Genomic DNA, 20,514 nt, shown 5'->3' with positions numbered 1-20,514 from the left:
CATGGGCTACCACCTGCGCAAGGTCGCCTTCTACCTGGCGGCGCTGTGGGCGGCGGTGACGCTGAACTTCGTCATCCCGCGGCTGCTGCCGGGCAACCCGGTGGACATCCTGATGGCCAAGCTCCAGCAGCGCGGCGGGTCCGTCGACCCCGCCGCGCGCCAGGCCTACGAGACGTTGCTCGGCACCGGCGGGCGCGACTCGTTCGCACAGGAGTACCTGGCGTACCTGGGGAACCTGCTGCGCGGGGACCTCGGGGTGTCGGTCAGCGCGTTCCCGGCGAAGGTCTCCGACGTGATCGGCGGCTCGCTGCCGTGGACGATCGTGCTGGTCGGGCTCGCGACCCTGATCTCGTTCGTGCTCGGGGTCGGGCTCGGCGCGCTCGTCGGCTGGAAGCGCGGCACCTGGCTCGACTCGCTGGTGCCCGCGACCACGATGCTGTCCGCGGTGCCGTACTTCTGGCTGGCGCTGATCCTGGTCGCGCTGCTGTCGTCGGGGCTCGGCTGGTTCCCGCTCAACGGCGGGTACGACGTGGTCCTGGATCCCGGCTGGAGTCCGGAGTTCCTCGGTTCCGCGCTCTACCACGGCACGCTGCCCGCGCTGACGATCGTGCTCTCCTCGATCGGCGGCTGGCTGCTCGGCATGCGCAACATGATGGTGTCGGCCATGTCGGAGGACTACGTGCTCACGGCGCGGGCCAAGGGCCTGACCGGCAGCCGGGTCATGGTCCGGTACGCGGCGCGCAACGCCGTGCTGCCCTCCGTGGCCGGGTTCGCGATCTCGCTCGGGTTCGTGGTGTCCGGGTCGATCGTCACCGAGCAGGTCTTCTCCTACCCCGGCATCGGCTCGAAGCTGCTGCAGGCCGTGCAGAACAACGACTACGCGCTCATGCAGGGGATCTTCCTGGTGATCACGATCGCGGTGCTCGGCGCGAACCTGGTCGTCGACCTGCTGTACGGGCTGATCGACGCCCGCACGAGGGATCGGAGCACGGCCTCATGACCTGGTCCGGAAAACTCCGCGCCGGCCTCGGCCTGGCCGGCCTGATCGTCCTCTTCGGACTCGTGGGTCCGCTGCTCACCGGCGATCCCGCCACGATCAGGGACATCGGGCTCACCCCGCCCGGCCACGGGCACCTCCTGGGCACCACGATCATCGGCCAGGACGTCCTCGCACAGCTCACGCACGCCACTCGCGGCTCGTTGTGGATCGGCGTGCTCGTCGGAGTCATGGCGACCGTCCTGTCCGCGATCTTCGGCATCGTCGGCGCGTACGCGGGTGGCGTCGTGGACGAGGCGTTCTCGTTGTTCTCCAACGTGATGCTGGTGATCCCCGGCCTGCCGCTGGTCATCGTCATCGCCGGGTTCGTGCCCGCCGACCAGCGCGGCACGTGGACGATCTCGCTGGTGCTCGCGATCACCGGGTGGGCGGCGGCCGCCCGAGTGCTGCGCGCGCAAACGTTGTCGTTGCGCAACCGGGACTACGTGGCCGCGGCGCGGGTGTCCGGAGAGAAGACGTGGCGGGTGATCTGCGTGGAGATCCTGCCGAACCTGTTGCCGATCCTGGCCTCCCAGTTCGTGTTCGCCGTCGTCCTCGCGATCCTGAGCGAGGCGGGCCTGTCGTTCCTCGGGCTCGGAGCGGCCGACTCCTCGACGCTCGGCACGATGCTCTACTACGCCCAGAACGGCTTCGCGCTGCAACGCGAGGCGTGGTGGTGGTTCGTCCCGCCGGGGTTGGTCATCGCCCTGTTCGGCGGCGCGCTCTCCCTCGTCAACTTCAGCATCGACGAGATCATCAACCCCGCGCTGCGCGAACGGATCCGGCGCCGGAGCGACGTCGTGGCCACCACGCCCGTGGTGGAAGCCGTGGACGAGGACGCGGTGCTGACGGTCAGCGACCTCAACGTCGTCTACCAGGGCGTCACACCCGTGCACGCCGTCAAGAACGTGTCGCTCACCTTGCGGCGCGGCGAGATCCTCGGACTCGCCGGTGAGTCCGGGTGCGGCAAGACCACGCTCGCCTACGCGATCAACCGCCTGCACCGGCCGCCGGCCGAGGTCACCTCGGGGTCCGTCGTGTTCGACGGCGTCGACGTGCTGGCGCTGGGCCCGGAGGAACTCCGGGAGTTCCGGTGGGTCAGGCTGTCCATGGTCTTCCAGGGCGCCATGAACTCCCTCAACCCGGTCACCCCGATCCGCGCGCAACTGCAGGACGTCCTGCGCACACACCGCCCGTCGCTGTCCACTTCGGACCGCGAGGCTCGGTGCGCGGAGGTGCTCCGGCTCGTCGGTGTCGACCCGGCCAGGCTCGGCTCCTACCCGCACGAGCTGTCCGGCGGTATGCGGCAACGCGTGATGATCGCCATGGCACTGCTGCTCGAACCGCAGGTCATGATCATGGACGAGCCCACCACCGCTCTCGACGTGCTGGTGCAGCGGGAGATCCTCAACGAGATCAAGCGCCTGCGCGACGAGCTGCGGTTCGCGGTCGTGTTCATCACGCACGACCTGCCGCTGCTGCTGGAGCTGAGCGACCGGATCGCGGTGATGCGCGAGGGCGAGGTCGTCGAGTACGCGACGGCCGAGGAGATGTACCTGCGGCCACAACACCCCTACACGCGGCAGCTGCTCGCGTCGTTCCCCAGCCTGACCGGCGAGCGAGGAGCCCTGATCCGATGACCACGCTCGAGGTCCGCGACCTCACCAAGACGTTCCACCGGCACCGCGCGGTCGACGGTGTCTCCTTCACGCTCACCCCCGGCCGGACCGTCGCGCTGGTCGGCGAGTCCGGGTCGGGCAAGTCGACGATCGCGAGGATGATCGCCCGGCTGGTGCGTCCCACCTCCGGCGAGATCACGCTGACCGGTCAGTCCGGCGAACCGGTGCCGCGGCGGGCGTACCGCGACCAGGTGCAGATGATCTTCCAGGACCCGTTCGCCTCGCTCAACCCGTTCCACACCGTCGAGCACCACCTCGCGCGGCCGCTGCTCCTGCACGGGCGCTCGCGTGCGGAGGTGCCCCACCTGCTGGAGCGCGTGAGCCTCACGCCGGACCTCGCCCGCCGCCGGCCGCACGAGCTGTCCGGTGGGCAGCGGCAACGGGTGGCGATCGCCCGCGCGCTCGCACCGGGCGCGAAGGTGATCATCGCCGACGAGCCCGTGTCCATGCTGGACGTCTCGATCCGGCTCGGCGTGCTCAAGCTGCTCGACCGGCTGCAACGCGAGGAGGACCTCGCGGTCCTCTACATCACGCACGACCTGGCCACCGCCCGGCACTTCTCCGACGAGGTCCTGGTCATGCACCAGGGGCGCATCGTCGAACGAGGGCCCGGCGACGACGTGCTCCTGCGCCCGCAGGACCCGTACACCCGCCGGCTCGCCGCCGCCGCACCAGACCCGGAAGCCCGTTTCCGACCAGGAGGACAGCCTTGATCCGCCAGTACCTGCACGACGGCTGGCAGCTGACCGCGGCCACGAACGAGGTGCCGGACAACATCCGGGGCCGCACGGTGCCCGCCGCGGTGCCCGGCAGCACCCACCTCGACCTGCTCGCGTCCGGGCTGATCACCGACCCGTTCCTGGACCGGGCGGAGGAGGAGCTCGCCTGGATGCACCGCGCGGACTGGCGCTACAGCACCACCTTCCTCGCTGCCACGGCCAGGCCCGGCCAGCGGGCCGACCTCGTGTTCGACGGCCTCGACACCATCGCCACCGTCGAGCTGAACGGGCACGTGGCCGGGCAGACGGAGAACATGCACCGCGGCTACCGGTTCGACGTCCGCGAGTTCCTCGTGGACGGTGGCAACGACCTGACGGTGTCGTTCTCGTCCGCGCTCGCGCACGCCGAGAAGGTCGAGGCCGCTCTCGGCAGCCGGGCGCACGTCAACGCGCACCCGTTCAACATGGTCCGCAAGATGGCGTGCAGCTTCGGCTGGGACTGGGGCCCCGACCTGCAGACCGCGGGCATCTGGCGGCCGGTGCGGCTGGAGCGCTGGCACACCGCCCGGCTCGCGCGGGTCCGCCCGGTCGTCACCGTCACCGGCACGACCGGGCAGGTCGAGCTGCACGTGGACTTCGAGTGGGCCGTCCCGGAGGACCTGACGCTGCACATCGCCGTGGGCGGCTCCGAGCGCACGGTCACCGTCCCGGCCGGACAGGAGGGGCTGGTCGCGCGCGTCGACGTGCCCGAGGTCGCGCTCTGGTGGCCGGTCGGGCACGGCGGACAGCCGCTGTACGACCTGGAAGTGGTGCTGCGCGGGAAATCCGGTGTTCTGGACAGCACGTCGAAGCGCATCGGGTTCCGCACGATCACCGTCGACACGGTCCCGGACGAGCACGGCACCCCGTTCACCGTCGTCGTGAACGACAGGCCGCTCTTCGTCAAGGGCGCCAACTGGATCCCCGACGACCACTTCCTCACCCGGATCACCCGTGAGCGCCTGGTGCGGCGGGTGGACCAGGCCGTGGCCGCGCACGTCAACCTGCTGCGGGTGTGGGGCGGCGGGATCTACGAGTCCGACGAGTTCTACGACGTCTGCGACGAACGCGGTGTGCTGGTGTGGCAGGACTTCCCGCTCGCGTGCGCCGCGTACCCGGAGGAGGAGCCGATCCGCGGTGAGCTGGAGGCCGAGGCACGCGAGAACGTCGCGCGGCTGATGTCGCACGCCTCGCTGGCGCTGTGGAACGGCGGCAACGAGAACCTCTGGGGGTTCGCCGACTGGGGCTGGCCAGAGCAGCTGGACGGCCGGACGTGGGGCCTCGGCCACTACGACGAGCTGCTGCCCGGCATCGTGGCCGAGCTGGACCCGACCCGGTTCTACTGCCCCAGCAGCCCGTACAGCCCGGTGGACGGCGTGCACCCCAACGACGAGCACCACGGCACGCGCCACGACTGGCACGTCTGGAACGAGGCCGGCTACCAGCACTACCGCGACCACGTGCCGCGGTTCTGCTCGGAGTTCGGGTTCCAGGGCCCGCCTGCGTGGGCCACGCTCACCCGCTGGATCCACGACCGGCCGTTGTCGCCGGACTCGCCGAGCTTCCTGGCGCACCAGAAAGCCGAGGACGGCAACGGGAAGCTCGCGCGCGGACTGGCGGGGCACCTGCCCCTGCCGGAGCGGTTCGAGGACTGGCACTGGGCGACGCAGCTCAACCAGGCGCGGGCGGTGGGCTTCGGCATCGAGCACTTCCGCTCGTGGTGGCCGCGCACGGCCGGTGCGGTCGTGTGGCAGCTCAACGACTGCTGGCCGGTCACGTCCTGGGCGGCGATCGACAGCGAGGAACGGCTCAAACCGCTGTGGTACGGGCTGCGGCACGCCTACTCGCCGCGGCTGCTCACCTTCCAGCCGCGTGACGGCAGGCTCGTGCTCGTCGCCGTCAACGACCACGACGAGCCGTGGGACGCGCACCTCACCCTTGACCGGCAGACGTTCCGGGGTGTCACGCTGCACCTGACTAGACTGCGCCGGACGGTGCCACCCCGCTCGGTCCTGGCCCTGGACCTGGAGGACGCGCTGCTGCAGCCCACGAACGACGACGCGGAGGTGATGGTGGCGACCACCGCCGAGGCCCGCGCGATCCTGCCGTTCCGGGAGGACGTCGAGCTCTCCTACGACCCGCGTCCCCTTGCCTCGCAGGCACAGGCCGTGCGCGGCGGGTACGAGGTCGAGGTGCGGGCCGGCTCGTTCGCGCGGGACGTCGCCGTGCTGGCCGACCGGGTGGCGCCGGACGCGGTCGTGGACGACTCGCTCGTGCCGATGCTGGCCGGGGAGGTGCGCGTGTTCCACATCCGCACGGACGCCGTCGTCGACCCGGCGGCCTTCACCGATCCGCTGGTCCTGCGCTGTGCCAACGACCTCCGCGCGGTGCCCGATGTCCGCTGAACCGACGGGCGCGGCAGGCCTGGTCCTCGCGAGGCCCGCACGCCTGCTCGGAGTCGAGCCGTTCTTCATGGAGTTCATCGCGGGCATAGAGGAACGGCTCGCCGAGCGCGACCTGTCCGTCCTGCTGCACGTCGTGGCGGACCACGAGGCCGAGATCGCCGCGTACCGCCGCTGGGCGAGCCGCGGCCTGGTGGACGCCGTCGTGGTGGTGAACCCGGTGGCGGACGACCCGCGCCCGGCGGTGCTCGCGGAGATCGCGCTGCCCGCGGTGGTCGTCGGCGACGATCCCCGGCTGCCCTCGGTCCGCACCGACCACGCCGGGCCGGTCACCGAGGCGCTCGGGCACCTGCTCGGCCTGGGGCACCGGCGGATCGCCAGGGTCACCGGCCCCTCGGCGTTGCTGCACACGCAGGCCCGCACCGACGCGCTGCTGGCCGGGTGCGCACGGGCGGGCGTCGATCCGGTGATCATCGAGGGCGACTACTCCGAGGAGGCGGGCGCCAAGCTCACCACCGCGCTCCTGACCGGGCCGGAGCCGCCGACCGCGATCCTCTACGACAACGACGTGATGGCCGTGGCGGGACTCGCCGCGGCCGCCGAGCTCGGTGTCGCGGTGCCGGAGCGCCTCAGCCTGGTGGCGTGGGACGACTCGACGCTGTGCCGGCTCGCCTCCCCCGCCCTCACGACGATGAGCGTCGACGTCCACCAGTTCGGCGTGTCGGTGGCGGAGTCGGTGCTGGAGCGGATCGACGGCGGCCAGGTCACGCCGCGCTGGTCGCCGACCGCGCGCTACCTCCAGCGCGGCACGACGGCACCCGCGTCCACTTAGGACGGGGCGAGGGGCGCCACCCGGCGGGTTGCGGGCCTTGGCATGATGGCCGGGTGGCCACCGATGCCGATGCCCGGTCGATCGTCCTGCGCCGTTACTGGCAGCACGTCATCGAGTTCGCCCTCCTGGTGGTCGCCGCCGTCCTGAGCCTGGTCCTCGGCGTCCTGCTGTCGTTGCCGCTGATCAAGCTCGGCATGACGCCGGAGGTGTTCGAGGTGATGCCGTTCGCGACGGTGGCCGTGGTGTCGTTGCTCGGGGTGCTGTGGATCGAGGTGTGGTACCCGCACCGGCACGGCGGTTCGACGCCGGCGATGCGGTGGCTGGGCCTGCGGATCACCACGCTGCACGGCGGCGAGCCCTCGTTGCGGGCCTACCTCGTGCGGTGGCTGCTGATGGCGGTGGACGGGTTGCTGCTGGGGCTGGTCGGCGCCGTGCTGATCGCCGTGACGCCCCGCAACCAGCGGCTCGGCGACATGGTCGCCGGCACGGTCGTGGTGCGCCGCACCGTCACCTGAGCAGGCCGTTGCGCCACGCCCAGATCGCGATCTCGGTGCGGTTGCGCGCGCCGATCTTGCCGCCCGCGTTGGCCAGGTGCGACTTCACCGTCGACAGCGAGACGTTCAGGTGGCCGGCGATCTCGGCGTTGGTCAGACCGCGTGCCACCGCCAGCACGGCGTCGAGCTCACGGCCGGTCAGCGGCGTGCCCGCGTGTTCGCGCCCGTTGCCCGCGGTGAAGTGCGCGAGCAGCCGCACCGTGACGGCGGGCGACACCAGCGCCTCACCCCGCACCGCGGCGTGCACCGCCTCCACCAGCAACCGCGGCCGGGCGTCCTTGACCAGGAACCCGCAGGCCCCGGCGAGCAACGCGGCGTAGACGTTCGCGTCAACGTCGTAGGTGGTGACGACCAGCACCCGCAACGGGTTCTCGACGCCTGGTCCCGCCAGCAGCTCGGTCGCCCGCAGGCCGTCCAGCTTCGGCATGCGGATGTCCATCAGCGTCACGTCGGGACGCAGCTGCCGCGCCATGCGCACCGCCGCCTCGCCGTCGGCGGCCTCGCTGATCACCTTGATGCCGGGCTCGGCGTCGAGGACCAGCCGGAAGCCGGTGCGCACGAGGGTCTGGTCGTCGGCGATCAGCACGCGGATCGTCATCAGAGCCCCCTCGGCAGGCCGTCGAAGTCGTCCGGCACCCGTGCGGCCACCCGCCAGCCGCCGTCCCCGTGCGGGCCCGCGGCGAGCTCTCCGCCCACCGCGGCCATGCGCTCGGTCATGCCGATGACGCCGTGCCCGTGCTCGGCCGCGACACCGGGCGGCACACCGTCGTTGTCGACCTCCAGCACCAGAAAACCCTCCTCGGACCGCGCCGCGACCTTCACGAAGGTAGGACGCGAGTGGCGCCGGACGTTGGTCAGCGCCTCCAGCAACACCCGGTGCAGCGCGACGGAAACCTGTGGTGGCAACGGAAGTGCCTCGACGTCGGCAGCCACGTGCACCGGCGCCTCCCCTGCCGCCGCGCGCACCACGTCACCCAGCGCGAGGCTCGGGGACGGCAGCGGCTCGTCGCTGCGCAGCACGCCGACCAGGCCGCGCGTCGCGGTCAGCGCCTCTGCCGCCGCGTGCTCGATCTGGTCGTAGAGCTCGGCGGGGTCCTGGACCGGCGCCGCCGGGTTGGCGGCCAGCGCCTGGGCCGCGCGGGTCCGCACCACGATGCCGGTGACGTGGTGCGCCACCAGGTCGTGCAGGTCCCGCGCGAGCTGCAACCGGTCCTCGTTGCGGACGCGTTCCAGCTCGCGGCGATGCCGGGCGTCCGCGTCGCGCAGGATCAGGCCCAGCACCAGTGCGGCGCCCCAGGCCACCGCGGCGGCCACGGGGATCACCGAGTCGAGGCCGTAGCGCACGACCGGGGCGAGCACGACGGTGACGCAGGCGGCGATGGCGAGCACCGCCGCCCGCGCCGGAGGGAGCCGGCGGCAACCGGCGGCGGCCAGCAACAGCACCGCCAGCACCTCCGTCACCGGCGGCCGCACGGGAGCCCGTTCCACGAACTCCGCGACGGCCGTGCCCAGCAGAGACAGTCCCAGGACAGCGCCCGCCAGCAGTTCGATCCGCCGGGGGAACCGGCGCCGCAGGACCGCGAGGACCGCGGCGGCCTCACCCGCGTACGGCACGACCGTGGCGATCAGCGGCCCGAGCACACCCCGGGCACCGTCCCCGCGCACCGCGAGGACTGAGTCCGCCACCACCGCCATGACCAGCGCGGCGACCTCGGCCACGAACACGCTCCGCCGCGCCGGCGTTCCCCCTGCGGTCATACCGGCATTCTGGCCCCGTTCCCGGCGCGGGACGCCGCTACCCCGCCCGTTTGACCGTGTCGACGTAGACGTTGGAGGCGGGCAGGTAGCTCGCCACCACCGCCATCGCCGCGACCGCCGCGCCGCCGTACGCGGGAAGGGTCACGGTCCCCTCGCCGATGAACAGCGATGCCACCTGGAACACCGTGAACACGGTCAGCAGGATCCTCGCCCAGTTGCGGCCGGACCTGAGCTTGAACGCGAGCCACAGCTGCACCAGTGCGATCACCAGCGCGATGCCCGCGAACAGCAGCTGGGTGAACGTGGCCGCGCTCTGCAGCTGCTCCTCGGTCATCGCCGTTCCGGACGCCCTCAGCGCCTCCACCAGGTCGTCGCGCGTGCCGACGAGCACACCCACGGACGTCACGGCGAAGACGCACGACGCGAGGAACCCGACGAAGGCCGCGATGATGGTGCCCGGCGGCGTGGTCCTGCCGGTTGCAGTAGTCATGATCGCGACGCTAGGGCGCGGGGAAAGCGGTTGCCCCACACCGGATCGGCATCTCGTACTTTCGGACTAGAGCCCGGTTGCGGCGGTGTGCCGGGACCGCCAGCATGCCGGGCTCCTCGTCCGCCGCCGTCAGCGGGTCAGCGCCACGCGGGTGAAGTCGACCGGGACGTCCAGGGCGACGTTGACGTAGTTGGTGAACACGTTGAGGGCCACGTGCGCCACCGTCTCGACGATCTCCTCCTGGCTCAGCCCGGCGTCGCGCGCGGCCTGGACGTCGGCGTCGGCGATCTGGCCGCGCTTCTCGACCAGGGTGGTGGCGAACGTCAGCACGGCGGCGGTGCGCGGGTCGCCGGACCTGCCGTTCTGGGCGCTGCTCATCTCCTCGGCGGTGGCACCCGCCTTCCTGCCGAGCATGGTGTGCGCGGAGAGGCAGTAGTCGCAACGGTTCTGGTCGGCCACGGCGACCGCGACCATCTCGCCGAGCTTGGCGCCGAGCGCGCCCTTGCCCAGCGCCCCGAACTGCGCCCACATGCTCTGCAGCGCGGCGGGCGAGTGGGCGACGGCCTTGAACATGTTGGGCACGACGCCGAAGGCGCCCTTGATCTGCGCGAGGGTCTCGGCGCGCTCGTCGGTGATCTGGTCGGGGTTGGTGAGTTCGACGCGGGACATGGTGGTTCTCCTCTGGACGTGGAACGGGGGTGGGTCAGGTGCAGGTGCCGTCGATGGCGCAGATCGCGGGCGGTACGGCGCCGTCGAGCAACCTGGTGACGGCCGAGGCCAGCGACATGTCGTCAACCGGGCCGAGTGTCTGGCCGCGCAGCATGCCGTCGCGGTCGATGAGGACCGTGGTGGGCGTGCCCTGCATGCGGTAGCGGCTGAAGGTGACCGGTGCCGGGTGCGCACTGCGCGGCGCGTCGACACCGACCGGGAACGGGATGCGGTACTCGTGCAGGAACGCCTCGAGGCTCGCCGGTGTCATGGCCTGGTGGTGTTCGAACACGGTGTGCAGGCCGATGACGGCCAGTTCGTCACCGAAGGTCCTGGACAGCCGCACCGCCTGGGGAAGGGCATGGCTCACGCAGCTGGGGCACAGCATCTGGAACGCTTCGAGCACCACCACGCGGCCGTGCAGCTGGGCCAGGTTCAACGGCTCGCCGTTGAACCATTCGGTCGTCTCCCAGGGCATGGCGGGCGTCAGGAGACCGCTCGACGGGGACAGCAGGAGGCTCACGGCGTCACCAGGTCCGGCCCGCGTAGGGCTGCGACCAGAGCGCGACCTGCAGCGTGACCTGCAGCGTGACCGCCTTGAACCACGCCGGTGTGCCGCAGGGCGATCCCGTGCTGGCAGGCCAGCCAGCGCTCGTCGTACGGGCGGGTGCAGGTGTCGATGATCCAGTGCCCGGACCGTGCCCGCACACGCGCCAGGCAGTCGTCGATCGGCATGCCGTCCGGCGTGGAGAAGTCGATCTGTCCACTGAGGACCTCAGCGGCCGTGCGCAACGCCTGCTGGTCCGCCGATCCGAAGAGGACGCTCGCCGTCAGCAGCTCGAGGTCGGCCGCCGAGACCGGTGACGGCGCGAGACCGGAATCGTCGTGGGTGTAGCCCGGGACGGGATCGGGAGACGTCATGTCGCTTCCTTCACGAGGTGGAGTTCCGCGGTGGAGTGACCACAGACTGCCACAAACTAGGTAGGAGTCCTACCCACTTCCCGGGGTAGGTGATCCAGGTCTCAGTGCGGACGGCACGTACCATCGCCGTGGAAAGTCCCACCGGCGAGGCGGATCGCATGACTGACACCGACGGCACGGCCGGGCTCGACCGGCGGCTGGCCGACGCGCTCGAGCGGCTCGGGCACGGCATGCGTTCACTGGCCCAGCGCACCGCCAGGGAGCACGGGCTGTCGCCGTTGCAGCAGCAGGCCGTGCTGGCACTGGCGCGGCACTCCCAGGCCCGCGGCGAGGTGGCCGCGCTCGCCGCGGAGTTCGACGTCACGACCCCGACGATGTCCGACGCGGTGAGTGCGTTGGAGCGCAAGGAACTCGTGACGCGCTCGCCCGGCACGGACGGCCGCCGCCGGTCGCTGGCGCTGACCGGCACCGGCCAGGAGGTCGCACGAGGACTGTCCTCCTGGGACGATCCGCTGACGGCCGCGCTCGCCGGGATCTCCGAGCAGGACAGGGCGATCACACTGCACACGCTCCTGCGCGCGATCGCGGACCTCCAGCGCGCGGGCGTGGTGAGCGTGACGCACACGTGCACGACGTGCCGCTTCTTCGGGCGCGACGAGTACCCCGAGCCGGACGCGCCCCACCACTGCCACCTGCTGCGCATCCCGCTGCCGCTGGCGGACCTGCGCACGGACTGCCCGGAGCACGAACCGGCGATCACGCCGGCCCGGCGCAAGCGCGGCTGAGGCCGCTCAGCCCTTCAGGCGGGCGACCTGGTCCTCGATGTCGCCGTCGATGCGCCGGCGCTCCATCACCCACTTCAGCAAAGCCGACCCGGCTCACGGCGAGCGCGTCCGCAAGGCCTGCGAGGCGAGCGGCGCCCTGCGAGAAGCGTCGGCCGCCGCGTCTGTGAGCGCTAACAGATCAAGCCTGATCGAGACATGGGAGATGCTCGCGGTCCCGACTTTGCTCAAAGTTAACGCTCACATTGAGCGTTGACCTGTCGGCAACGACGTGGCTACATTCCGTTGCGCGCCGCGACTGCAGTTTCGCCGAGCCACTGGAGCATCCTCATGTCCTCATCGTTGAGTCGACGCAGGCTCTTCCAAGCCGCGGGTGTGGCCGCCATCGCGACCACGGCGCCGTCACTGGTGGCGGGTTCCGCGCAGGCGGCCTCGGTACCGCCGGTGCGTGCCGACACCGGCGTGTCGGCCTACCCGTTCGACCTGTCCGAGGTCCGGCTGACGTCGGGCCGGTGGCTGGACAACCAGAACCGGACGCTGTCCTACCTGCGTTTCGTCGACGTCGACCGCCTGCTCTACAACTTCCGCGCCAACCACCGGCTGTCCACGAACGGCGCCGCCGCTCTGGGCGGGTGGGAGGCGCCGAACTTCCCGTTCCGCACGCACAGCCAGGGGCACTTCCTGACGGCCTGGGCGCAGGCGTGGGCGGTCCTGGGCGACACGACGTGCCGGGACAAGGCGAACCAGATGGTCGCGGAACTGGCCAAGTGCCAGGCGAACAACGCGGCGGCCGGGTTCAACACCGGCTACCTGGCGGGCTTCCCCGAGTCGGACTTCGACGCGCTGGAGAACGGCTCCCCCAAGGCCGTCTCGTACTACTCGCTGCACAAGACCCTCGCCGGGTTGCTGGACGTGTGGCGCCACATCGGCAACACCCAGGCGCGCGACGTGCTGCTGCGCCTCGCCGGATGGGTGGACTGGCGCACGGCCCGGCTTTCCTACAGCCGGATGCAGTCCGTTCTGGGCACCGAGTTCGGTGGCATGAACGCCGTGCTCGCCGACCTGTACCAGCAGACGGGCGACTCCCGCTGGCTGACGACGGCCCAGCGGTTCGACCACGCCGCCGTGTTCGACCCGCTGGCGTCGAACCAGGACCGCCTGAACGGCCTGCACGCCAACACCCAGGTGCCGAAGTGGATCGGCGCGGCACGCGAGTACAAGGCGACGGGGACCACCCGTTACCGCGACATCGCCCTCAACGCCTGGAACATCACCATCGGCGCGCACACCTACGTCATCGGCGGCAACAGCCAGGCCGAGCACTTCCGCGCCCCCAACGCCATCGCCGCCTACCTCAACACCGACACGTGCGAGGCGTGCAACACCTACAACATGCTCAGGCTGACCCGGGAGCTGTGGCTGACCGACCCCGGCAGGGCGGCGTACTTCGACTACTACGAGCGCGCCCTGCTCAACCACCTGATCGGCCAGCAGAACCCGGCGGACCCCCACGGCCACACCTGCTACTTCACCGGGCTCAACCCCGGTCACCGGCGTGGCGAGACCGGCCCGGCGTGGGGCGGTGGCCACTGGAGCACGGACTACGGCACGTTCTGGTGCTGCCAGGGCACCGGTCTGGAGACCAACACCAAGCTCGCCGACTCGATCTACTTCTCCAGCGGCAGCACCCTAACGGTGAACCTGTACACGCCGTCGGTGCTGACGTGGTCGTCGCGGGGCATCACCGTCACCCAGACCACGAGCTACCCGGCGAGCGACACCACGACGCTCACCGTCGCCGGCAACGCGGCCGGCTCGTGGACGATGCGGTTGCGCATCCCCGCCTGGACCACGGGCGCGACCGTCAGCGTCAACGGCGTCGCGCAGAACGTGACCACGACACCCGGCACCTACGCGTCCCTGACGCGCTCGTGGACGTCCGGCGACGTGGTGGCGCTGCGAATGCCGATGCGCGTGATCGCCCAGCCCGCCAACGACAACGCCGGTGTCGTCGCGCTGACCTACGGCCCGGCGGTGCTCGCCGGCAACTACGGCGACACCAAGCCGTCCGGGCTGCCTTCGCTGGACGTCGGTTCCGTCACGCGCACCAGCACGACGTCGCTGGCGTTCACCGCGACGGCGAACGGGACGCGGGTGAACCTCGGGCCGTTCCACGACGCCCACGGCTTCAACTACAACGTCTACTGGAACACCGGCGCCGCCACCGCGAGCCACCGGCTGGTCAACGCGGGCACCGGCATGGTGCTGGGCGTCCAGAACATGTCCACGGCGGACGGTGGCCTCGCCGTGCAGTGGCACGACAGCGGAACCGCCGACCACAACTGGCAGATCGTCACCGACGGGGCCGACGTGCGGCTGCGCAACGTTCACAGCGGCAAGGTCCTCGGCGTGGAGAACATGTCCACCGCCGACAACGCCCGCGTCCTGCAGTGGTCCGACAACGGCACCGCCGACCACAGGTGGACGCTCGTCTCCAACGGCGACGGCACCTACAAGATCCGCAACGCCCACAGCGGCAAGCTGCTCGGCGTCCTCAACGGCTCCACCACCGCGGGGGCGCAGGTCGTGCAGGACTCCGACAACGGCTCCGCGGACAACCGCTGGCGCCTGGTCGCGAACTGAACGCGTGGTGCGTGTCCCCGGTGGTTCCCGGGGACACGCACCACTCCGGCACTAGCCGAAGTTCACGTCACTGCACCACATGTACGCCTGGTCCAGGTGCGAGGCCTGCCAGATCGTGAACACCACGTGGTGGCCGCGGTACGCGCCGGAGGTCTGGACGTCGAACCTGATGTCCTTGGCCGGAGCGAACCTGCCGGTCTGCGTGATGAAGTCCAGGTTGCCCCAACCCAGTCGCTGGGTGGTCGGGTCGAACCCGTTCTTGCTGATGTAGACGCGCAGGAAGTCAGCTCCGTGACTGGCCTGGTCGTGCAGGTGCATCGAGAAGCTGCTGCCCAGGTTGGTGGTCTTCCACCGGCCGGGCGTGTTCAGGGAGTTGTTGCGCGTCAGGGCGTTGCTGCAGAGCTGCCCGTCCGGGGTGGCCGCCTGGTAGTTCCTGCCCAGGCCGTCCCGCAACGCGCTCATCCAGTTCCACATGGTGTCGGAGTTGGCCTGGAAGGCCTGGTAGCACATGGGGTCCTGTTGCTGCATGGCCGGGTTCGTGTGCTGGCTGCCCCACGTCTGCCAGCACTGGTAGGCGCGGGTGGCCGGTCCGACGATCGTGCCGTGGGCCGACGCCGTGGGCGTCCAGAGGAACGTGCAGACCAACGCGCTGATGACGAGTGCGATGAAGCCCCGCCGTCTGGTGCGCGACCCGAGGGTGCTGTTGCGCGTGCGCATGAATGAGCCTCCGATCTCCGATGATCGACGTTCAGACAGCAGCGGCGGATTGGGAGCGCTCCCAGAACATTAACCCTACAGATGACGCTAAGAGATCACAAGGGCACGCGGAGTGATCACTTGCCCGTCCGATCCATCAAGCGGACGCCCGTGGGCGCACTTAGCGTTGGAGCATGTCCCTGATCTTCTCCAGCGTGGTCGACGCTCCCCTCGACGAGGTGTTCGCCTGGCACGCCCGTCCGGGCGCCATCCACCGGCTCTCGCCGCCGTGGCAGCCGGTGGGGGTCGTGAGCGAGGCGAGCACCCTCGACGGTGGCCGCGCCGTGCTGGGGTTGCCGCTCGGACTGCGCTGGGGTGCACGGCACACCGGTTTCGAGCCGCCGCATCGGTTCGTCGACGAACTGGACTCCGCGCCGCTGAGCTGGGCGCTGAAGTGGCGGCACACCCACGAGTTCGCGGTGGAGGGCGAGCGGACGCGGATGACCGACCGCGTGGAGACGCCTGTTCCCGGTGCGCTGCTGCGGTCGATGTTCGCCTACCGGCACCGCCAGCTCGCCGCCGACCTGGCGGCCCAGGCCTCGGCGCGCAAGGCGGGCGACCGGCCGCTCACGGTGGCGATCACCGGCGGCAGCGGGTTCGTGGGCACGGCGCTGTGGGCGTTCCTGAGCACGGCGGGCCACCGCGTGGTGAAGCTGGTCCGCCACTCCCCCGCCGCCCCGGACGAACGGCGCTGGGACACCGGCCGCCCGGCACCCGACCTGCTGTCCGATGTGGACGCTGTGATCCACCTGGCGGGCGCGTCGATCGCGGGCAGGTTCACCGAAGCGCACCGGCGGGCGATCCGTTCGTCCAGGATCGGACCGACCAGGGCACTCGCCGAACTGGCCGCCACCACCGGTGTGCCGGTGTTCGTCAGCGCGTCCGCGATCGGCTTCTACGGCCCCGACCGGGGCGACGAGGAGCTCACCGAGGACAGCGAACGAGGCGAGGGTTTCCTCGCGGACCTGGTCGCCGACTGGGAGGCAGCCACCGCGCCCGCCGCGTCGGCCGGCGTGCGCGTGGTGAACGTTCGCACCGGGCTGGTCCAGTCCCCCGACGGCGGCACGCTGTGGCTCTTCCACCCGCTGTTCGCCGCAGGGCTGGGCGGGCGGCTCGGTGACGGGCGCATGTGGCAGTCGTGGATCGGCATGGACGACCTCGTCGACGTCTACCACCGCGCGCTCTACGACAGCGAGCTCAGCGGGCCGGTCAACGCCGTCGCCCCCGACGCCGTGCGCAACAGCACCTACGCCGCCACGCTCGCCAAGGTCCTGCGCCGGCCCGCACTGCTGCCGGTGCCGTCGTTCGGGCCGAAGCTCCTGCTGGGTGAGCAGGGCGCGCGGGAACTGGCCGAGGCGAGCCAGCTGGTCCGGCCCGCCGCACTGGCCAAGGCCGGGCACAGGTTCCGGTACCCGGACCTGGAACCGGCACTGCGGCACGTGCTGGGCCGCGTGCCGGTGAACTAAGCGGATCGGACGCGCACGAAGACGTCGTCCGCGCCCAGCCTGGCGAACAGCTCCTGGTTGGCCGAGTCGCGCACCGCCGCGACGATGATCGCCGACTGGTTGAGACCGCGCGCGGCCATGGTGATCAGCAGGCCGTCCCTGTCGTCGGGGACGGCGACGACCACCCGTGCCGCGAACTGAGTTTGGGCCTGCCGCAGCGCGCAGATGTCCCGCCCGTCGCCCCGCACGACCCTGGCGCCGTTGGCCAGCGCGGCGGTCAGCGCGATCGGGTCGGGGTCGACCACCACGACCTCGGGTTCCTCGACGTGCAACGGGAGGTGCCGCAGGACGTCCAGCGCCGCGTCCCCGTACCCGACCACGACCGTGAGCCCGATCACTTCGGCTCCTCGATCGCCCGGCGCGACCGCTCCAGGCGCTGTGGCGTCTCGGCTTTGCGCGGCGGCCGGTCGTTCGCGATGAGGACGGCCATCCACGGTAGCGGAACGGACAGCAGGATCAGGATGAGAGCGAGCCACCAGATCTTCGCGAACACGACGGCCAGCACGATGCACGGGATGCGCAGGCTCATCATGAGGGCGTACCTGCGGCGCCGTGCGGCGAGTTGCTCCTGGTACGACGGGGCGGCCGAGGTGATCAGCACGGGGTCTTCTCGCCTCTGCGAGTTCACAGCAACACCTCCGTTCTCCTGGACGTTCGCATCGCCGGCCGATCGGGTTCGTGTCTGCTGGGTCACGTCGGCTGGTTGACTCGACGCACGAACACGGCAGGGGGATGCCCAAGTGCGACTGAGGTTGAACGACTTCATGGACCCGGAGCTGGCGCGGCACGTCGAGGAGGTCCGGGCCGAGAACACCCGCAGGGGAATCAGAAGAGGGCCGGCGAACGCCGAGGAGCTGCGGGAGGTGAGGCCCGCGGCGCTCGGCGGTTCGACGACGGTCGAGGCGAACGGCCGGCGGGTGCCCGTCAGGATCCACGAGCCGCCGGGCCGCCCGAACGGCGTCTACCTCCACTTCCACGGCGGCGGCTTCTACCTGGGTCACACGGCTCAGGACGACGAACGCGACCGGCGGCTCGCGGACGCGCTCGGCGTCGTGGTCGTCGGCGTCGAGTACCGGCTCGCCCCGGAGCACCCGTGGCCGGCCGCGCCCGACGACGCCGAGACCGCGGCGCGCTGGCTGGTCGAGCACGCCGAGGAACGCTTCGGCACCCGCCGGATGGTCATCGGCGGCTTCTCGGCGGGCGCCACCCTCGCCGTGACGACGCTGCTCCGGCTGCGCGACCACCCGTTCACCGGGGCGGTGCTGCAGTTCGGCACGTACGACCTGAGCGGCCTCACCCCCGCCGGCCGGCTGATCGCGGACGAGTACTTCATCGAGGCCTACGCGGGACAGGCACCCGACCGCACCGTCCCGGACATCTCACCGGTCTACGGCGACCTGCGCGGTCTGCCGCCGCTGCTGATGGTCGTCGGGGCACTCGACGTCGTGCTGGAGGACAACCTGGCCATGGCGGCACGGGCGGCGGCGGTGGGCGAGGTCGACCTGAGGGTCTACCCGGAGTCGCTGCACGGCTTCACCAACCGCAGCACCAAGATGGCGCAAGCGGCACGAGACGACATCGAGCAGTGGCTCGCCGCCCGTTTCTCCTAGACTGCCGCGGAAACTGAAGATCGACACGAGGTGGCGGCATGAAGCTGGGCGATGTCACGCGAACCACTCTGGCCTGCGTCCGGATCTTCAACGGTGCCCTCGGCCTGGTCGCCGCGGACCGGATGGCGAAGAGCCTGGGTGACGAACTGGGCGACGACAGGAGGTTCGTCTACCCCGCCCGCATGTTCGGCATCCGCACGCTCGTCCTGGGCGTCGACCTGCTGACGCTCAAGAGCACCGACGCGAACGCCCGCCGGGTCCTGCGCCAGGCCGTGCTGATCCACGCCACGGACACCGCCGCCGCCGTCTACGCAGGAAGGCGCGGCGAACTGCCGCCCAAGGCGGCGAAACTGACCACGATCATCTCCGCCGTCAACACCGGCCTGGCCGTCGTGTCGCTCCTCTCCGCCGCGAAGGACAGCTGAGCGGAGGCGGCCGTGACGGTCGAGATCGCCCTGTTCGGCGAGGTGGGCGCCCGCGCCGGCGGCGTCCGGTCGAGCTCGGGCACGCGCGGCAGCGGTGCGTGCTGGCGGCGCTGGCGATCGACGTCAACGAGGTCGTGGAAGCGTTGCGGCGCCTGGTCGACCACCACGTGCACACCGCCCACGCCAACGACCGCCTGATCGACCCGCACCGCCCGTTGATCACCCTCGGCGAACCACGCACCAGCGTCACCGCCGCCGGCGACCAGGCCGGTGCGCTGGCGTGGTTCGACGCCGAACGCGGCACCCGCCTGGCCGTGCAGCAGGCCGCGGCCGCACACGGGTGGAACGACGAGGTCGTGTTGCTGGCCAGGGTGTCGCACGCCTACCACCAGCGGCGGGGCCACCTCGACGACGAGCTCGCGGTGTGGCGGGCCGCCCTCGGCGCGGCGCGGAACCCGGCGGACCGCGTCGTCGCGCACCGGGTCATGGGCGGCAGCCTCGGCCAGGTCCAGCGCCACGCCGAGGCGCAGCACCACCTGGACGAGGCACTGGTCCTCGCCGAACAGGCCGGTGAGGCGCTGCCGCTGGCCGACGTGCACGCCACGCTCGCGTGGCTGTGGGCCAGCCGGTCGGAGCACGGACGAGCGTTCGAGCACGCCAAGGCCGCGCTCCCGCACTACGAGGTGTCCGGCAACAAGATGCTGGTCGCCATGGCGCACAACAACATCGGGCACTGCGCCGCGGAGGTCGGCGACACCGCACAGGGCCGCCTGCACGCCACCAGGGCACTCGAACTGCTGCACGAACTCGGCGACCGGCACGGCGAGGCGACCGCCCGCGACGCCCTGGCCCGCGCCGAGCACCGGAGCGGCGACCAACGCGGCGGCGATCACCCACTACGAACACGCCGTCGAGCTGTACCGGGCCGCCGCCGACGACTACGGCACCGCCGGCACGTTGACGAGCCTCGGCCACACCCACCTGGCGCTCGGGCGGCCGGAACGGGCCGCGGAGGTCTGGCTGCGGGCGCTCGGCATGCTGGAGCAGCAGGGCCGCGACGAGGAGGCGGACCGCCTGCGCGAGCACTTGCGACCAGGGACACCCACGGGCGCGAACGACACCCTGGCCCGGGAAGTCTGACTCCTGCAACAGCAACACGAGGAGCGGACGACATGCCCACCATCACCCTGACCCAGCAGACCACCGCGACGCCCGCGGAGTTCGTCGCCGGGCTCACCGACTTCGGCCCCGGCCGCGCGGACCTCTTCCCCAACAGCGCCGACGCCGACCTGCGGGTGCACGAGCGGGGCGACACCTTCGCGGACGTGACCGAGGGGTCCGGCGGCATCTGGGAGCGCCTGCACTACGACTGGTCCGACCCGGACCGGATCGTGCTGACCACCGTGGACTCCAACGTGTGGGGCGGGCGGTCCGGCCACACCTACACGTTCACGAAGCAGGCCGGCGGCACGACGCTCGTGCACGCCGAGGTGGTGCGGGAAGGCAAGAACCTCAAGGGGAAACTGCTCGGTCTCTCGCTCGGGCTGCTCGGCCGGAAGGTGCTCGGCGGGGCTCTGGAGAAGACCGTGCGGGCGATCGAGGTAAGGGTGCCCTGACCGAACGGGCCGGACGGGAGCTAACGTAGCCCGTCGTGA

Annotated in this window: 21 protein-coding genes; 12 read left to right on the top strand and 9 right to left on the bottom strand. The window is 71.2% G+C overall.

Annotated elements, in window-relative coordinates; all coding sequences use genetic code 11:
• The first annotated feature begins 1 nt into the window (after position 1).
• From LX88_RS29430 to LX88_RS29405, 6 genes are read left to right on the top strand one after another with little or no spacing between them, the layout of a single operon-like run.
• A complete protein-coding gene (locus LX88_RS29430) occupies positions 2–1,000 on the top strand; it encodes an ABC transporter permease (protein WP_258951021.1) in 999 nt (332 codons plus the stop codon).
• Entirely contained in the window at positions 997–2,676 is a 1,680-nt protein-coding gene (locus LX88_RS29425) for a dipeptide/oligopeptide/nickel ABC transporter permease/ATP-binding protein (protein ID WP_258951020.1), read from the top strand. The genes LX88_RS29430 and LX88_RS29425 overlap by 4 nt, the downstream gene beginning before the upstream one ends.
• Positions 2,673–3,428, top strand: a complete 756-nt coding sequence (locus tag LX88_RS29420) for an ABC transporter ATP-binding protein (protein WP_258951019.1) — start codon at positions 2,673–2,675, stop codon at positions 3,426–3,428. The genes LX88_RS29425 and LX88_RS29420 overlap by 4 nt, the downstream gene beginning before the upstream one ends.
• Positions 3,425–5,878, top strand: a complete 2,454-nt coding sequence (locus LX88_RS29415; protein WP_258951018.1) for a glycoside hydrolase family 2 protein — start codon at positions 3,425–3,427, stop codon at positions 5,876–5,878. The genes LX88_RS29420 and LX88_RS29415 overlap by 4 nt, the downstream gene beginning before the upstream one ends.
• Positions 5,868–6,707, top strand: coding sequence for a LacI family DNA-binding transcriptional regulator (locus tag LX88_RS29410; protein ID WP_258951017.1), 840 nt, complete (start codon positions 5,868–5,870; stop codon positions 6,705–6,707). Before LX88_RS29415 ends, LX88_RS29410 begins: the two co-directional genes overlap by 11 nt.
• Before the next feature lie 53 nt (positions 6,708–6,760).
• On the top strand, positions 6,761–7,222 hold the full coding sequence (locus LX88_RS29405; protein ID WP_258951016.1) for an RDD family protein: 462 nt from the start codon (positions 6,761–6,763) through the stop codon (positions 7,220–7,222).
• Here LX88_RS29405 and LX88_RS29400 read toward each other — a convergent pair.
• From LX88_RS29400 to LX88_RS29375, 6 genes are all read right to left on the bottom strand, one after another.
• Positions 7,215–7,859, bottom strand: a complete 645-nt coding sequence (locus tag LX88_RS29400) for a response regulator (RefSeq protein WP_258951015.1) — start codon at positions 7,857–7,859, stop codon at positions 7,215–7,217. The genes LX88_RS29405 and LX88_RS29400 overlap by 8 nt on opposite strands.
• The gene (locus LX88_RS29395; RefSeq protein ID WP_258951014.1) at positions 7,859–9,019 is read right to left on the bottom strand and encodes a sensor histidine kinase; all 1,161 of its coding nucleotides are present in this window, start codon (positions 9,017–9,019) and stop codon (positions 7,859–7,861) included. Before LX88_RS29395 ends, LX88_RS29400 begins: the two co-directional genes overlap by 1 nt.
• Before the next feature lie 37 nt (positions 9,020–9,056).
• Positions 9,057–9,509 (bottom strand): hypothetical protein, encoded by a 453-nt coding sequence (locus LX88_RS29390; protein ID WP_258951013.1) that lies wholly within the window; start codon positions 9,507–9,509, stop codon positions 9,057–9,059.
• Positions 9,510–9,638: 129 nt separating this feature from the next.
• A complete protein-coding gene (locus tag LX88_RS29385; protein WP_258951012.1) occupies positions 9,639–10,178 on the bottom strand; it encodes a carboxymuconolactone decarboxylase family protein in 540 nt (179 codons plus the stop codon).
• Between the two features lie 34 nt (positions 10,179–10,212).
• The gene (locus tag LX88_RS29380; RefSeq protein ID WP_258951011.1) at positions 10,213–10,740 is read right to left on the bottom strand and encodes a TlpA family protein disulfide reductase; all 528 of its coding nucleotides are present in this window, start codon (positions 10,738–10,740) and stop codon (positions 10,213–10,215) included.
• The gene (locus LX88_RS29375; RefSeq protein ID WP_258951010.1) at positions 10,737–11,138 is read right to left on the bottom strand and encodes a globin family protein; all 402 of its coding nucleotides are present in this window, start codon (positions 11,136–11,138) and stop codon (positions 10,737–10,739) included. The genes LX88_RS29380 and LX88_RS29375 overlap by 4 nt, the downstream gene beginning before the upstream one ends.
• 158 nt (positions 11,139–11,296) lie before the next feature.
• Between LX88_RS29375 and LX88_RS29370 the strand changes: the two genes are divergently transcribed.
• Together LX88_RS29370 and LX88_RS29365 are read left to right on the top strand one after the other, a co-directional pair.
• A complete protein-coding gene (locus LX88_RS29370) occupies positions 11,297–11,923 on the top strand; it encodes a MarR family winged helix-turn-helix transcriptional regulator (RefSeq protein ID WP_258951009.1) in 627 nt (208 codons plus the stop codon).
• Between the two features lie 327 nt (positions 11,924–12,250).
• The gene (locus LX88_RS29365) at positions 12,251–14,563 is read left to right on the top strand and encodes a beta-L-arabinofuranosidase domain-containing protein (RefSeq protein ID WP_258951008.1); all 2,313 of its coding nucleotides are present in this window, start codon (positions 12,251–12,253) and stop codon (positions 14,561–14,563) included.
• 51 nt (positions 14,564–14,614) lie between these two features.
• On the opposite strand, the gene LX88_RS29360 is transcribed toward LX88_RS29365, so the two are convergent.
• Positions 14,615–15,280, bottom strand: coding sequence for a lytic polysaccharide monooxygenase auxiliary activity family 9 protein (locus LX88_RS29360; RefSeq protein ID WP_258951007.1), 666 nt, complete (start codon positions 15,278–15,280; stop codon positions 14,615–14,617).
• 173 nt (positions 15,281–15,453) lie between these two features.
• On the opposite strand from LX88_RS29360, the gene LX88_RS29355 reads away from it, so the two are divergent.
• Positions 15,454–16,785: a TIGR01777 family oxidoreductase gene (locus LX88_RS29355; protein WP_258951006.1), complete on the top strand. Its 1,332-nt coding sequence runs from the start codon at positions 15,454–15,456 to the stop codon at positions 16,783–16,785.
• Here LX88_RS29355 and LX88_RS29350 read toward each other — a convergent pair.
• On the bottom strand, positions 16,782–17,162 hold the full coding sequence (locus LX88_RS29350) for an NAD-binding protein (RefSeq protein WP_258951005.1): 381 nt from the start codon (positions 17,160–17,162) through the stop codon (positions 16,782–16,784). The two genes, LX88_RS29355 and LX88_RS29350, sit on opposite strands and share 4 nt — an antisense overlap.
• A complete protein-coding gene (locus tag LX88_RS29345) occupies positions 17,159–17,452 on the bottom strand; it encodes a DUF3099 domain-containing protein (protein WP_258951004.1) in 294 nt (97 codons plus the stop codon). Before LX88_RS29345 ends, LX88_RS29350 begins: the two co-directional genes overlap by 4 nt.
• Positions 17,453–17,564: 112 nt before the next feature.
• Between LX88_RS29345 and LX88_RS29340 the strand changes: the two genes are divergently transcribed.
• The 3 genes from LX88_RS29340 to LX88_RS29330 all read left to right on the top strand — a co-directional run bounded on the left by LX88_RS29340 (position 17,565) and on the right by LX88_RS29330 (position 20,475).
• Positions 17,565–18,434, top strand: coding sequence for an alpha/beta hydrolase (locus tag LX88_RS29340; RefSeq protein ID WP_258951003.1), 870 nt, complete (start codon positions 17,565–17,567; stop codon positions 18,432–18,434).
• A gap of 38 nt (positions 18,435–18,472) precedes the next feature.
• Complete coding sequence (locus LX88_RS29335; RefSeq protein WP_258951002.1) at positions 18,473–18,859, top strand: hypothetical protein; 387 nt, start codon at positions 18,473–18,475, stop codon at positions 18,857–18,859.
• 98 nt (positions 18,860–18,957) lie between these two features.
• A complete protein-coding gene (locus LX88_RS29330) occupies positions 18,958–20,475 on the top strand; it encodes a tetratricopeptide repeat protein (protein WP_258951001.1) in 1,518 nt (505 codons plus the stop codon).
• Positions 20,476–20,514 lie beyond the last annotated feature (39 nt).

The organism is Lentzea californiensis (assembly GCF_024648825.1).
Taxonomy (GTDB): Bacteria; Actinomycetota; Actinomycetes; order Mycobacteriales; family Pseudonocardiaceae; genus Lentzea; species Lentzea californiensis.
This window is presented reverse-complemented; position numbering and strand designations above follow the sequence as displayed.